This window comes from Rhodoferax sp. RT4P68, assembly GCF_056521305.1.
Genome location: NZ_JBWMBB010000006.1, coordinates 234,956 through 249,349 on the forward strand (window position 1 = coordinate 234,956; position 14,394 = coordinate 249,349).

Below are 14,394 nucleotides of genomic sequence, written 5' to 3' on the forward strand. Positions count from 1 at the left end.
TGTCGCGTATACCCAACGAGTCTGGCACGGTTACTGCGCAGTCTTCTGCACTCCAACCCGAAGACCCCTATCACCATGCTGACCCCTGCCCAACGTGACATCGTCAAGTCCACCGTTCCCCTGCTGGAGACCGGCGGCGAGGCGCTGACCACCCACTTCTACCGCTTGTTGCTCAGCGAACACCCCGAGCTGCAGCCGATGTTCAACCAGGCGCACCAAGCCAGCGGCGCTCAGCCGCGCGCGCTGGCCAACGGTGTTCTGGCTTATGCGCGCCACATCGACAAGCTCGAAGCCCTGGGCGATCTAGCCCAGCAGATCGTGCACAAGCACGTGGCCCTGCAGGTGCTGCCCGAGCACTACCCGCTGGTCGGCGCCTGCCTGCTGCGCGCCATCCGCGAGGTGCTGGGCCCACAGATCGCCACCGATGCGGTGATCGATGCCTGGGCCGCAGCCTATGGGCAGCTGGCCGACCTGTTGATCGGCGCGGAGCGCGCCCTCTACGAGCAGGCCGCTGCGGCACCCGGCGGCTGGCGCGGCGCGCGCGCGTTCCGCGTCGCGCACCGTGCCGTGGAGAGCGAGGAGATCGTCTCCCTGACCCTGCGCCCTGCCGATGGTGGTGCGGTGATGGACTTCGCGCCGGGCCAGTACCTGGGCCTGCGGCTGGTGGTGGACGGCGAGGAAATTCGCCGCAACTACTCGCTGTCGGCGCCACCGGACGGGCAGGGGCTGCGCATCAGTGTCAAGCGCGAGTCTGGCGGCCGCGCGTCCAACCACCTGCACGATGCCGTGCAGCTCGGTGACCTGCTGGATGTGTTCGCCCCTGCCGGTGCGTTCACGCTGGTGCCGGGCAACCGCCCGCTGGCGCTGATCAGCGGCGGCGTCGGCATCACGCCCCTGCTTCCCATGGTGGAGGCTGCGCTGGCACGAGAGCCGGCACGGCCGGTGCATTTCATCCACTGCGCGCGCAACGCCCGCGTGCAGGCGTTCCGGCCGCACCTGGACGCGCTGGCGCGGCGGCACACGCAGCTCAAGGTGTTCTACTGCCACGACGAGGCGCCGGGCGAGGGGGACGCCGCACCACACGCCGTGGGCCGGCTGGACCGCCCGCGCCTGGCGGCCTGGCTGCCGGCGGACCGCGACCTGGACGTCTATTTCCTGGGGCCCAAGCCCTTCATGGCCCAGCTGCGGCGCGACCTGCTGGCCGTGGGCGTGCCGGCTGCACAGACGCGCTACGAGTTCTTCGGCCCGGCCTCGGCGTTGGACTGAAGCGAGGCGGGCCGGGTCACTGGGCCAGTGTCTCGACCACCACCCGGTCGCGGCCTTCGCGCTTGGCCTGGTAAAGCGCGTGGTCGGCGGCGTGCAGATAGCGGTCGAGCTGTTCGACCGCCGGCCGGGCCACGGCAGCGCCGATGCTGGCCGTCACCCGCACCTTGGCGCCGCTGGCGATGCTGAGCTCGCCCGCCGCGCAGGCGCTGCGCATGGCCTCGGCCACGCGCCGCGTCTGGGCCAGGTCGCAATGGGGCAACAGCACCGCGAACTCTTCGCCGCCCAGCCGACCGAGGATCTTCGGGCCGTTCGGCAGGTGCCGACGCAGGCACTCGGCCACATGGGCGATCACCAGGTCACCGGTCGCATGGCCGTGGGTGTCGTTGACCGATTTGAAGCGGTCGATGTCCAGGATCAACAGGCCCGCCGGCGCGTCGGCCAGGCGCAGCTCCTGCAGCGTGCGCGTGGCGTGCTCGGCAAAGGCGCGGCGGTTCATGGTGCCGGTCATCGGGTCGTGTTCGGCCATGTGGCGCAGACGCTTGAGCAGGGTGTTGTGCGCTGCCATCACGCTGGCCACGGCAATGGGCGACATGGCGATCAGCGCCATGCCCAGGCGGATCGAGTTGAGCGGCAGCGGCGTGTCGAAACTGGTGGCGATGTCCAGATAGCCGCGCGAGATGGCCAGCAGCGTCCAGGTCGTCGTGAGAAGCGCCAGCACGGCGGTGCGAAATACGCCGTGCGTCATGCCGCACCACAGCAGGGCCGGCAGGGGAAACGCCATGGCGCCCGGCCCGCCCACCAGCAGCGCCAGCCCCAGCGACAGCAGCAGACACGCGAACGGGGCTGCCCGCAACAGCTGGTGGGCCCGCGCGCGGTGGCCGCGCCACTGGCGCGGCACGGTGCGCCCGGTCGAGTCCGGAATCGTCAGCAGGGCCGGCAGGATGACGATGAAGTTGATGAGCTCGCTGATGAACCAGCCCAGCGCCGAACGCAGCGGATCGCCACCCAGCACCAGGGCGGCCAGGATGCCGCCGGCCACACCGGCCGCGACCGACGCCGCCAACGTGATCCACAGGACATGCAGGATGGCGCCCGGGCTTGCCAGTCGGCGCTCCTGCGGATGCCGACGCGACAACAGCACGTAGCCGACGGCGACGCTGAAGAGATTGCCCATGGTGAGCAGGGCGTTGGTCACCAGCGCGTCGCCCGCGATCTGGCCACCCAGCAGGTAGCCCGCTGTGGCACCGATCCAGCCCGCCGGCGTGTCGAACCGCGGAAACCGGATCAACAGCCCCAGCAGCAGCGCGTTGGCGGGCCAGAACACCGCGAGCTGCCCCGCCAGCCGCGTCCAGACGCCGAACAGCGACGCCAGCAGCACCAGCACGCCGAGCAGTGCCGCGTATTGCAGGACGGTGCTCGCGCGCGCGTCGCTTTCCTGTAGCGATGCAGGCTGCGTCTCGCCGATGGCGGCGATCGCGGCGTCGTGTGCGTGTGGAGCCTTGTGATCCGGTTGCATGGGGTTCCCGAACAGGTGCAGCGCGCCAGCCTGATCCACAGGCTGTGGAGCCAGGAGCGGTGCAGTGCTCAGGCCCTCGTGATGGGGCGGATTGTGCGGTATCTCCTACAAGCGTCGAGGCCCGTGCGTCGGATGCACGCTGCCGACCGCGGGCCGGCCGGTGTCGGCAACGCCAGCGTGTCATGGCGTCATGGCGTCGTCGCGCCAGAGCTTTAGTCGACCGTCGCGCCGGAGGCCTTGACGATCCGCTCCCACTTGAGCAGCTCCGACCGGTTGTAGGCCGCGAACTCTTCCGGCGTGTTGCCCACCGGCTCGGCCCCCAGCCCGGCCAGGCGGTCGCGCACCGCCGGCATGCGCACGATCTTGGCGATGTCGGCCGACACCCGGGCCACGATGTCCCTGGGCGTGCCGGCCGGCGCCCAGACGCCATACCAGGTGCTGATGTCATAGCCTGGCACACCGGCCTCCATCATGGTCGGCACGTCCGGCAAGGCACTGGCGCGCTTGGCCGTGGTGACGGCGATGGCGCGCAGCTTGCCGCCGCGGATGTGGGCGATGCTGGACGGCATGGAATCGAACATCAGCTGCGTCTGGCCGCCGATCACGTCCGTCAACGCCGGGCCGCTGCCCTTGTACGGCACATGCTGCATCGAGACGCCGGTGGCGATCTTGAAGGCCTCGCCTGCCAGGTGAGGCGCCGCAGCGTTGCCCGACGACGCGAAGTTGATCGCATCGGGCTTGGCCTTGGCCGCGGCGATCACATCCTGCACCGTGGCCAGCCCCAGCGAGGGCGCGGCCACCAGCACCAGCGGCACGTCGGCAATGAGGCTGACCGGCGCGAAATCGCGGATCGCGTCGTACGCCGGCTTCTTGTACAGGCTGGGGTTGATGACGTGGATGGACGCGTTGACCAGCAGCGTGTAGCCGTCGGGCGCCGATTTGGCGACGATGTCGGCGCCGATCATGCCGCTGGCGCCGGGCTTGTTGTCCACCACGACCGGCTGGCCGAGCGTGGCCTCCAACTGCTGCGCGACGATGCGGCCCAGGATGTCGGTCGGACCGCCCGGCGGGTAGGGGATCACCATGCGGATCGGCTTGGCCGGCCAGGCCTGGGCCAGGACGGGGCCGGCCGCAAGGGCCAGCAGTGCAGCGGCTGCGGTGGCGGTGAATCGGCGTCGTGCGCTTGTGTGCATGGGGTTCTTCCTGATGGAGAGGTAGCGAAGCGAAGGGGCGAGGTGGCGAGGTGGCGAAGTGGCGAAGTGGCGAGGTGGCGAGGTGGGCGGGTGGCTACTGGGGATGGTGGGTGACGACGCCGGCCTGCTCCAGCGCGGCGATCTCGGCGGTGTCGTAGCCCAGCTCGGCCAGCACCTCGCGGCTGTGCTGGCCGGTCGCCGGCGCGGGCCGGATCGGGCCGCCGCGCGGCGTTCCGGGCAGGTACGGCATCGGCAGCGGCGCATAAGGCGCCTGTGCCAGCGTGCCGAAGGTGCCCATGTGCTGCACCTGCGGGTGGTCGCGGAACTGCGCGTAGTCCTGCACCTGCGCGCACAGCACGTCGGCCGCCTCCAGCGCGGCGATCCAATGGGCGCTGGTCTGCGCGGCAAGGATCTGCGCGATCTCGGCATTGAGCGCCGCAGCGTTCTGGCCGCGCGCGGCGTTGTCGGAATAGCGTGCGTCCACTGTCCAGTCCGCACGCCCCAGCGCCGTGCACAGCCGCGCCCACATGTCCTGGCGCAGCACCAGCAGCGTGATGAAGCCGTCAACCGTGCCGAACACGCCGGAGGGCACGGCCGTGGGCGGCTGGTAGCGCCCGGCGAACAGCGCATCCTCGAAGATCGGCGCCGCCTGGAACGCGGCGCAGCACTCGGCCAGCGAAACCTGTACATGCCGGCCAAGGCCGGTGCGCGTGCGGGCATACAGCGCCGCGCCCACGGCCTGCACCGCGTACAGCGCCGAAATCGTGTCCGGCACCAGCATGCCCATGCGGCGTGGCCGGCCGTCGGCCTCGCGGTTCAGCACCGCCAGGCCGGTGTAGGCCTGCAGCACAGAGTCGGTGCCGGCCTTGTCGGCCCAGGGCCCGCTGCCGCCAAAGCCCGTGACCGACAGGTAGACCAGAGCCGGATGCCGTGCGCACAGCGTGGCCGCGTCTAGCCCGAGCCGTGCCATCACGCCGGGCCGAAAGTTCTCCACCAGCACATCGGCACGCGCAGCCAGACGCTCGATGACCGCGCGGCCAGCAGGTTGCCGCGCGTCCACGCTGAGCGAACGCTTGCCCAGGTTGCTGACGACGGCCAGCGGCGTCATGCCGGCCTCGCCGCCGCCCATCACGCGGATCCAGTCGCCGCCGGGCGGCTCGACCTTGACGACCGACGCACCCTGCAGCCCCAGCATGGTGGCGCAGTAGGGGCCGGCCACGCCCTGGCTCATGTCCAGCACGTTGAGGCCGGCATAGGCATCGGCTTCAGCTTGGAGCATCAGGCGGCCCTCATTCGACTTTGACGCCGGTGGCGGCGACGACCTTCTTCCACTTGTCGATCTCGGCAGCGATCTGGCGGCCGAAGGCGGCAGGTGTGCTGGCCACCGGCTCGGCGCCCATCTCCATCAGGCGCTGGGTCACGGCAGGCTCGCGCACCGCCTCGGCCACGCTGCGCTGCAGCAGGTCCACGATCTCCGGGGGCGTGCCGGCCGGCGCCAGCAGGCCGAACCAGGCCGACGCTTCGTAGCCGGCGACACCGCTTTCAGCCACGGTGGGAATGTCGGGCGCGCCCGGCCAGCGCTTGGCCGTGGTGACCGCCAGTGCGCGGATCTTGCCGGATTTGATGTGCGCCATCGACGAGGGCAGGTTGTCCACACCCATCGGGATCTGCCCGCCGATCAGGTCGGTCAGCATCGGCCCGGCGCCCTTGTAGGGGATGTGCACCATGTCGACCTTGGCCATCATCTTCAGCAGCTCCACGCCCATGTGCGGCGAGCCACCCGTGCTGGTGGAGCCAAAGCTCAGCGAACCCGGTTTGGCCCGCGCCATCGCCAGCAAATCAGGCAGGGTCCTGGCCGGCATGTCGGCATTCACGGTGATCACATTGGGCGTGCTGGCCACCAGCGTGATGGGCGCGAAATCGGCCACCGGGTCGTAGGGCAAAGCCTTGTTCAGCGCACTGTTGATGCCGTGCGAACTGATGGTGGCCATGACCAGCGTGTAGCCATCGGGTGCCGATCTGGCCACCAGGTGTGAGCCGATGCCTCCACTGGCGCCGGCCCGGTTGTCCACCGTGAAGTTCTGGCCGAATTTTTCGCCCAGCTTGGCCGCGACCAGCCGCGCCAGCAGGTCGGTCGTGCCGCCGGGCGGGTAGGGCACGACGATGCGCACGGGCTTGTTGGGGTAGGCGGTCTGGGCGAGTGCGCCGGTGCAGGCGAGGAGCAGGGCGCAGGCGAGGGTGGTTCTTCTGTGCATGTCGGTCATCCGTTGTGCTGCGTGTGGGCTGCAGGTCGTGAAACTCGGGGCGTGTGGCTTGCGTTTGCTTTTCGTATCAGGGCTTGAGAGAGGGCTGATACGGGCTCGCGGGCGCGGTCGGACTCGGGGTCGAGCGCGCGGGCCGAGGCCACCGGGTAGCCCCTTCCGCGAATGTCCCCCGCCAGGGCCGCAGGCGGCCCAGGCTCCTCCTTGATTTCGCTGCAGGGGCCACCCGATACCCTCAGCCCTGTCCACGGCGCGGCTTGCTTAACGGTCAACAGCGGCGCTTGCAGACCACGACGATGGTGTGCTCTACGCAGCGAAATAAAGGAGGAGGCCTTGCCCGCCTTACCGGCCCCAGGCCGGCAAGGCGGGCAAGGCCGGGGGACATTCGCGGAGTGGAGTACACCGTCGGCGTGGTCTCGCCCCCTCACGTGGTCAAGCCTCCCCGCAAGCTGGTTACAGGTCCTTCGAACGTTCACAAGAGATCGCGTCATCTCAAGCCTCTGTGAAATTGCGCAAGCTCGACCGCAGTGCGTCTGGCACGTCGATCCAAAACCCCAGCAGCGCCGCCGACATCGCCTTGCCATACTGGTCCAGGCTCAAGCTGCGCGACACACCACCCCCCAGCGCGCCATGCGCCACGAAGTTGATTGCGTGCAGGCCGTCCACCGGGTAGCGCAGCACCTCGCCGGTGATGGCGCCGTTGTAGAACGCCTTGACCTTCTCGGCCGTCAGCTGCTCGACGAGCAGCGGGTACAGCTCAGGCTCGTAGGCGAACACTGCGATGTTGGCCGTGTTGCCCTTGTCGCCGGAGCGGCAGTGGGCGATGTGTTGGAGCATCACGTTCACGTCAGCTCTCCAGGTAGTGGATCGTGGGTTGGATGGAATCGCGCGGCACCAGCGTGGACCACACGCCGATGATTTCGCGCGTGCGGTCCTGGTGCGGCACGCGCTTGCCGGTGTGGGCGATGCCCGAGACGGCCATGCCGTCGACCTCGCGGCCGACCTTCAGCGCCTCTTCGCGCGTGCGGGTGCGGGCCGCCACGCGCACGGCGATCTCGTAGGGCTCGGGCCAGTCGGCCGGCGTTGCCGCGCCGTGGATCGCGTTCATGCCGATGAAGTCGATGCGCAGGTCATCGGCCTTTAGGCCGACGATGCGAAAGCGCTCCTCCAGGATGCGCTTGGCCAGTTGCGCGCGGCGCAGCGCACCGGGGCCGGCGTAGAAGAACATGTCCTCGCCGACGAAGCCCTCGGTGCAGCCGATCGATGCCTTGAAGGTGCTGGTGCGCGGCTTGCCACCGATGTGGCTCACGCGCACGCGGTCGGGGCCCACCTGTTCGAGCCGCGTCGTCGTGAAGTCGACCACCACGTCGGGCGTGATGTAGTTCGCCGGGTCGTGCACCTCGTACAGCAGCTGCTCCTTGACGGTGCGCAGATCGATCATGCCGCCCGTGCCGGCGACCTTGCTCAGCACCGCGCTGCCGTCTTCGGACACCTCGGCGATCGGGAAGCCGAAGTTCCAGGGCTCGGGCACGTCTTTGAAACCCGGGTCGCTGAAATAGCCGCCCGTCACCTGCGCACCGCATTCCAGCAGGTGGCCGATGCCGTTGCCCGCACCCAGGCGCGCATGGTCCAGCGGGTCCCAGCCGAACTCCGCCATCATGGGCGCCATGAAGATCGACGGGTCGGCCACGCGGCCGGTGACGACGATCTGCGCGCCTTCGCGCAGCGCCTGGGCAATGGGCTCTGCGCCCTGGTAGACCTCGGCAGAGACCAGCGTGCCCTGCAGGCTCGCCAGCGGCGCGCCGGTCTCCATGACGGTGTCGGCCAGCGACATCACGCGGTCGGTGATCAGGCTGCCGTCCACGGCCGCCACTTTCACGCCGGTGTGGCCCATCTCGCGCAGCAGTTCCACGATGCGCGCGGCCGCACCGCGCGGGTTGATCCAGCCCTGGTTGGAGACGATGCGCGTGCCCTGGCGCATGCAGGCCGGCAGCACGGCGCGCATGCGCTCGTCCAGGTAGGTGTCGTAGCCGGGAAAGCTGGGGTCGCGCCGGGTGCGCACCTGCGCGGCCGAGACCGTGGCCTCGGCCATGGTCTCAAAGCACAGATAGTCGAGCTGGCCCTGTTCGGCGTTCAGTGCGGCGGGCTCGATGCGGTCGCCCCACCATGCCGAGCCTGATCCGATGCGGATGGTCTTCATGTATTCCTTTGTGGTGTCGGTTGGAAAGCCGGTGAACTGATCAAAATGGCGGCACAACGATTGCAGGAGACAACCCCATGGCCCCCATCAACATCCTCGTCGCCCAGGGCGGCGGCCCCACCGCCGTCATCAACCAGTCGCTTGCGGGCGTGGTGCTGGAGGCGCGGCGCCATCCGGGCATCGGCGCCGTGTACGGTGCGCGGCATGGCGTCAAAGGCATCGTGCGTGACGACGTCGTGGACCTGGGGCGCGAGAGCGCCGAGCTGCTGGAACAAGTGGCCGCCACGCCGGCCGCAGCGCTGGGCTCGACCCGCGACAAGCCCGACGCGGCCTACTGCGCCGCCATCTTCGAGACGCTGCGCGCGCGCGCAATCGGCCAGTTCTATTACATCGGCGGCAACGATTCGTCGGACACGGTGCGCATCGTCAGCGAGGCGGCGCAGGCGCAGCGCTACCCGCTCAGCTGCATCCACATCCCCAAGACCATCGACAACGACTTGATGGGCAACGACCACACGCCGGGCTACCCCTCGGCCGCGCGCTTCGTGGCCCAGGCCTTCGCCGGTGCCGACCTGGACAACGCCGCGTTGCCGGGCGTCTACATCGGCGTGGTGATGGGCCGGCATGCGGGCTTTCTGACGGCCGCCGCCGCCGCCGCGCGCCAGCACCCGGACGACGGGCCGCACCTGATCTACATGCCCGAGCGCGCCTTCGACACCAGCCGCTTTCTGGCGGAGGTGCAGGCTGTCGTGCAGCGCCTGGGCCGCTGCGTGGTGGCCGTGTCCGAGGGCATCCACGACGCCAGCGGCCAGCCCATGCTGGCGCAGCTGGGCAAGGCTCTGGCGCGCGACGACCATGGCAACGTGCAGCTGTCGGGCACCGGCGCGTTGGCCGATCTGCTGTGCGAGCAGATCAAGTCGCAACTGGGTTTCTCGCGCGTGCGCGGCGACACGCTGGGCTATCTGCAGCGCTCGTTCGTCGGTTGCGTCTCGGACCTGGACCAGCGCGTGGCCCGCGCCGTGGGCGAGCAGGCCGTGCGCTATGCGATGCAGGGGCACATGGCCGGCTCGGTATCGGTGCAGCGCCGGGCGGACCAGAGCATGGAGTACCCGTTGATTGCCTTGTCCACCGTGGCGGCGCGCACCCGCACCATGGACGATGCCTTCATCGCGGCGAGTGGCAGTGACGTGACGCCGGCCTTTTTGCATTACCTGCGCCCTCTGTTGGGCGCGGCGCTGCCGGCGGTGCAGCGGCTGCGCGCGGCGGCGGTGCCCAAGGTGTCCGGGGTCGTCTGATCTTCGTCGTGCCGCGCAGGGCCCGCCCAGAGACCAAACGGCGGGCGGGACGAGGGTTTCCGCGAGGTGCCGCTGCGACAACCTGGGGAGTACGCTGCGTAGCGCCAACAGCCCACTCCATAGGAGACTCCGCGATGAGAAATCCACACCAATCTGCCGCCAGTGCATGGCGCTACTGGCCCCACACGGCGACCGTCGCCGCCACGTTGGCACTGGCCGCTTGCGGGGGCGGCGACGCACCAGTGGGCGAGCGGGCCTCGGCGCTGGCGGCCGATTCCGCTTGTCCAGCGCGTGTGAACAACACATTCAACAAACTGCTCGAGTGCGTCACGTTGGAAGGCGTGCGTAGCCACCAGGCCGCGCTGCAGGCAATCGCCGATGCCAATGGCGGCACGCGCGCGGCCGGCACGCCCGGTTATGAGCGCAGCGTGGACTACATCGTCGCGAAAATGACGGCGGCCGGCTACAACGTGACGCTGAACAGCTTCCCATTCCTGTATGTGCCGATGCCCACCTTGCAGCAGATCGCACCGATCACGGCCAGCTATGACACCGGCGCCTTCACCGGGACGGGCTACGGCAACGTCACGGCGGTCGTCACCGCGGTAGACGTCAACCTGATCCCTCCGCGCGCCAGCACGAGCGGCTGCGAAGCGGCCGATTTCGCGGGATTCCCGGCCGGTAACATCGCGCTGGTCCAGCGCGGCACCTGCCCGTTTGGCGCCAAGGCGCTCAACGCAGCGGCCGCTGGCGCCTCGGCCGTGATCATCTTCAACCAGGGCAATGCCGACACCTCGGACCGGATGGATCTCATCGTCGGCACGCTTGGGGGCGAGAACATCGTGAGCATTCCGGTCGTCGGCGCCTCCTTTGCCGACGGCGTGGCCCTGGCGCAGCCCGGATCGCAGGCCTCCATCGCGCTGGGGCAACCGCAGAACACCACGCAGAACAACGTCATCGCCGAGTCGCGCTCGGGTGATGCGAACAACGTGGTGATGGTCGGCGCGCACCTGGATTCGGTCGACCGCGGGCCAGGCATCAACGACAACGGCTCGGGCAGCGCCGCCATTCTGGAGACCGCGCTGCAGATGGCCAAGGTCAAGCCGCGCAACAAGCTGCGCTTTGCCTGGTGGGGCGCCGAAGAAGGCGGCCTCATCGGCTCCACTGCCTATGTCGACGGCCTCAGCCAGGCCGAGCGTGACCGTATCGCGCTGTATCTGAACTTCGACATGGTCGGCTCGCCGAACCACGTGTTCTTCGTCTATGACGGCGACGATTCCGACGCCGTGGGTGAAGGCCCCGGCCCCGGCGGCTCGGCCGAGATCGAAGATGTGTTCGAGGCGTTCTACGAGCAGCGCGGCGTGCCGTTCAAGGGCACCGACTTCACCGGCCGGTCCGACTACGGCCCGTTCATCGCCAGCGGCATTCCTGCCGGCGGGTTGTTCACCGGGGCCGAGGGCATCAAGACGGCGGAGGAGGCGGCTCTGTTCGGCGGCACGGCGGGCATGGCCTACGACCCCTGCTACCACCAGAAGTGCGACACCTATGCCAACAACAACGACTTCGCAATCGATGTCAACGGCGACGCGGTGGCCTACGCGACCCTGTACTTTGCCATGAACACGGAAACGGTGAACGGGCAGCGCGGCAAGGGCAACTTCAAGGCGCCGGCCGTGAAGTGGCTGAAGGACATGTAACACCACTTGGCGCCGGCCTTGGGGCCGGCGCTTGAGCGCAGATCTGGCGCTCAACACGGCTCCTGCGGCGCCGGTGACCGGCTCGGGTCGGTGCCGTTCAATTCGATCAAGGCATCGACCACCACGGCGCCTTGTCCAGCGGCGCCCAGCATCACCGGGTTGAGGTCGATGGACGCGATGCCGCCGCCGCTGGCCACGATGAACTGGCCCACGCGCACGGCGATGTCGGCCAGCGCCTGCACGTCCAGCGGCGGGTCGCCGCGCGTGCCGGCCAGGATGGGCGCGATGCGCAGGCCTTGCAGCGCCGCCAGCACTTCGCTTTGGTCGAACGGCGGTACCAGCAGCACCACGTCGCGCATGGCCTCCACGTACTTGCCGCCGTCGCCCACCGCGACGACCGGGCCGAACACCGGGTCGATGTGCGCGCCGACCATGCACTCGTGCCGGCTCTTGTGCATGCGGGCCACCAGCACACCCTCTTGCGCAGCGCCCATGGCGGCGAGCTGGTTCCACTGCTGCTCGAAGCAGGCGGCCACAGCGTCGGCGCTTTGCAGGTTCAGCGCGACCAGGCCGTGCTCTGACTTGTGCGGCACATCGCGCGAGCAGGCCTTGACGGCGACAGGGCCGCCGAGCGCGTCGAACGCGGCGCGCGCCTCGGCGGCACTGCGGCACAGGCGGTGCGGCACGACCGTGATGCCTTGGCCGGCCAGCAGCGCCAGGCTTTGCGCTTCGTTCAGCAGGCCGTCGCCTGCGGGCAGAGCCGGTGCCGGGCTGGCCTCCCAACGCGGCTGCGGGCGGCCCAAAAGTTCCCAGTGCGAGGCGATCTGCGAGAAGACCGACAGCGCTTCGTGCTCGTTGGCATAGGTCGCGACACCGGCCCGGCGGAAAGGCTCGGCCACGACATCTTGCCAGGCCGCCACAGCCACGGGCTTGCCGCTGCTGTGGGCGAACGCGGCGGTGTCGCGCGCGAACGCGTCGACGTCGTAGCTGGCGCCGGCCACGGGAATGTGGATGAACACCATGTCGGCCGACGGGTCGCCCGCGATCACGGGCAGCACGTCGCTGAACAGGCCGCTGTTGGACAGCAGCGCGGCCGTGATGTCGATGGGGTTGGTCGTGGTGGCAAAGCCCGGCAGGCGCGCGGCCAGGCCGGCCTGCGTGCTGTCGGCCAGGGTGGCCAGCGGCAAGTCGAGCTGCTCGGACGCATCGGCCGCCATCACGCAGCTGGCGCCCGAGTTGCTGACCACCACCAACTGCCGGCCCTTTGGCCGCCAGCCTTGCAGATAACCCTGGGCCGAGGTTGCCAGTGCATGCGGGTCGCGCACGCGCCAGATGCCGTGGCGCCGCAAAAAGGCTTCCACCACGCGGTCTTCATTGGCCAGCGAACCCGTATGCGACGAGGCCGCCTTCTGCCCGCTGACCGAGCGGCCGGCCTTGATCGCGACGATGGGCAGGTCGCGGCTTTTCGCGTAGGCGGCGGTCTCGGCCAGCAGCGTGGGGTTGGCGATGTTTTCCAGGTAGAGCAGCAGCAGCTTCACGTCGGGGTCGTGCGCCACGGCCCAGGCCAGATCGGCCACGCCGATGTCGGCCTCGTTGCCCGTGGCATGCACATGGCGCACGCCCAGGCCACGCCCGCGCAGCAGTCCATAGGCCATGGCGCTGATGCCGCCGCTCTGGCTCACGATGCCGATGGGGCCGTCCAGTGGCGGCACCTCGGTGAACAGCGTGGAGAAGCTGGCGATGGCGCCGGTGCCGAAGTTGGCCAGGCCCTGGGTGTTGGGGCCGACGAGGCGCATGCCGGCGGCGCGCGCGGCAGCGACCATGCGGTCCTGTACGGCGCGGCCGGCCGCGCCGGTCTCGCCGAAGCCCGACGCGATCACGACGGCGCAGCGCACGCCCCGCGCGGCGCAGTCCTCCACGGCCGCCACGGTCTGCTCGCCACCGACGATGACCAGCGCCATCTCCGGCACCTCGGGCAGGTCGGCAAGCGACGCATAGCAGGCCAGGCCCTGCAGTTCCTTGCGGCTGGGGTTGATGGGATACAGCCGCCCCTGGTAACCCAGGCGCTGCATGTAGGCGATGGGCCGCCCACCGATCTTGTTCGGGTTTTCCGAGGCGCCAATGATGGCGATGGATTGGGGGGCGAGTGCGGCGCTGAGCAGGTCGGTCATGGCGTGTGGAAGGTGGGCTTGCGTTTGTCGAGAAATGCCGAGATGCCTTCGCCGCATTCGGGGCCATAGAGGCCGGCCACGAAGGCGTCGCGTTCGGCATCGAGTTGGGCGCGGTGGCCGCGGCCGCGTGCGGCGTAGACCAATTGCTTGATGCGCTGCTGCGCACTGCGCGGGCCGGCGGCCAGGCGTTCGGCCCATTCCAGCGCGGTCGCCTTGGCCATGCCGGGCGCCACGATGCGGTTGACCAGGCCGAGGGCATGCAGGCGCGAGGCCGTGGCCACATCGCCGTCCAGCAGCAGTTCCAGCGCGGCCTGTGGCGGCAAGGCGCGGGCCAGGGCGTCGGAGCCGCCACCGTCGGGCGACAGGCCGATCCGCACGTACGACATCACGAAGCGCGCATCGTCGGCGGCCACGATCAGGTCGCAGCCCAACGCGACGGAGAAGCCGCCCCCAGCCGCCGCGCCCTCCACCGCCGCGATCACCGGCTGCGGGCAGGCGCGCATGGCTTCGACCCAGTCGTGCAGCTGGTCCAGGATCTCGGCCTGCGTCTCAGGCGGCCGGTCGCGCTGCTGCTGCAGCCGCCGCAGGTCGCCACCGCCGCAGAAATGCGCGCCGTCGCCGCACAGCACGATGGCGCCCAGGCTCTCGTCGTCGAAGGCCTTGCGAAAGATCGTCGTGGCCTGCGGGTACAGGCTGGGGTGCAGCGCGTTGCGCGCCTCGGGGTTGTGGATCGTCAGCAGCAGCACGCGGCCGCGGCGTTCGGTGAGCAAACGGGCGGTGCTGGGCGTCGTCATG

General features: G+C 69.6%; 11 protein-coding genes. 3 read left to right on the forward strand and 8 right to left on the reverse strand.

Going from position 1 to position 14,394, the window contains the following annotated elements; all coding sequences use genetic code 11:
• Positions 1-75: 75 nt before the first annotated feature.
• The gene (hmpA, locus tag AC099J_RS15370) at positions 76-1,266 is read left to right on the forward strand and encodes an NO-inducible flavohemoprotein (protein ID WP_479616138.1); all 1,191 of its coding nucleotides are present in this window, start codon (positions 76-78) and stop codon (positions 1,264-1,266) included.
• Positions 1,267-1,282: 16 nt separating this feature from the next.
• On the opposite strand, the gene AC099J_RS15375 is transcribed toward hmpA, so the two are convergent.
• The 6 genes from AC099J_RS15375 to AC099J_RS15400 all read right to left on the reverse strand — a co-directional run bounded on the left by AC099J_RS15375 (position 1,283) and on the right by AC099J_RS15400 (position 8,436).
• Positions 1,283-2,782 carry a GGDEF domain-containing protein gene (locus AC099J_RS15375; protein WP_479616139.1) on the reverse strand — a complete coding sequence of 500 codons (1,500 nt, stop codon included), beginning with the start codon at positions 2,780-2,782 and terminating at the stop codon, positions 1,283-1,285.
• 212 nt (positions 2,783-2,994) lie between these two features.
• A complete protein-coding gene (locus AC099J_RS15380; RefSeq protein WP_479616140.1) occupies positions 2,995-3,975 on the reverse strand; it encodes a tripartite tricarboxylate transporter substrate binding protein in 981 nt (326 codons plus the stop codon).
• A gap of 94 nt (positions 3,976-4,069) precedes the next feature.
• Positions 4,070-5,254: a CaiB/BaiF CoA transferase family protein gene (locus tag AC099J_RS15385; protein WP_479616141.1), complete on the reverse strand. Its 1,185-nt coding sequence runs from the start codon at positions 5,252-5,254 to the stop codon at positions 4,070-4,072.
• A 10-nt stretch (positions 5,255-5,264) separates the two neighbouring features.
• On the reverse strand, positions 5,265-6,239 hold the full coding sequence (locus tag AC099J_RS15390; RefSeq protein WP_479616142.1) for a Bug family tripartite tricarboxylate transporter substrate binding protein: 975 nt from the start codon (positions 6,237-6,239) through the stop codon (positions 5,265-5,267).
• A 489-nt stretch (positions 6,240-6,728) separates the two neighbouring features.
• On the reverse strand, positions 6,729-7,082 hold the full coding sequence (locus AC099J_RS15395) for an AtuA-related protein (RefSeq protein WP_479616143.1): 354 nt from the start codon (positions 7,080-7,082) through the stop codon (positions 6,729-6,731).
• A gap of 1 nt (position 7,083) precedes the next feature.
• Entirely contained in the window at positions 7,084-8,436 is a 1,353-nt protein-coding gene (locus AC099J_RS15400; RefSeq protein ID WP_479616144.1) for an acyclic terpene utilization AtuA family protein, read from the reverse strand.
• A 77-nt stretch (positions 8,437-8,513) separates the two neighbouring features.
• On the opposite strand from AC099J_RS15400, the gene AC099J_RS15405 reads away from it, so the two are divergent.
• On the forward strand, positions 8,514-9,731 hold the full coding sequence (locus AC099J_RS15405) for a 6-phosphofructokinase (RefSeq protein WP_479616145.1): 1,218 nt from the start codon (positions 8,514-8,516) through the stop codon (positions 9,729-9,731).
• A 134-nt stretch (positions 9,732-9,865) separates the two neighbouring features.
• Positions 9,866-11,428 (forward strand): M28 family metallopeptidase, encoded by a 1,563-nt coding sequence (locus AC099J_RS15410; protein WP_479616146.1) that lies wholly within the window; start codon positions 9,866-9,868, stop codon positions 11,426-11,428.
• A 50-nt stretch (positions 11,429-11,478) separates the two neighbouring features.
• On the opposite strand, the gene AC099J_RS15415 is transcribed toward AC099J_RS15410, so the two are convergent.
• Together AC099J_RS15415 and AC099J_RS15420 are read right to left on the reverse strand one after the other, a co-directional pair.
• Positions 11,479-13,599, reverse strand: a complete 2,121-nt coding sequence (locus tag AC099J_RS15415) for an acetate--CoA ligase family protein (RefSeq protein ID WP_479616147.1) — start codon at positions 13,597-13,599, stop codon at positions 11,479-11,481.
• Entirely contained in the window at positions 13,596-14,393 is a 798-nt protein-coding gene (locus AC099J_RS15420; RefSeq protein WP_479616148.1) for an oxepin-CoA hydrolase, alternative type, read from the reverse strand. Before AC099J_RS15420 ends, AC099J_RS15415 begins: the two co-directional genes overlap by 4 nt.
• Between the last annotated feature and the right edge of the window lies 1 nt (position 14,394).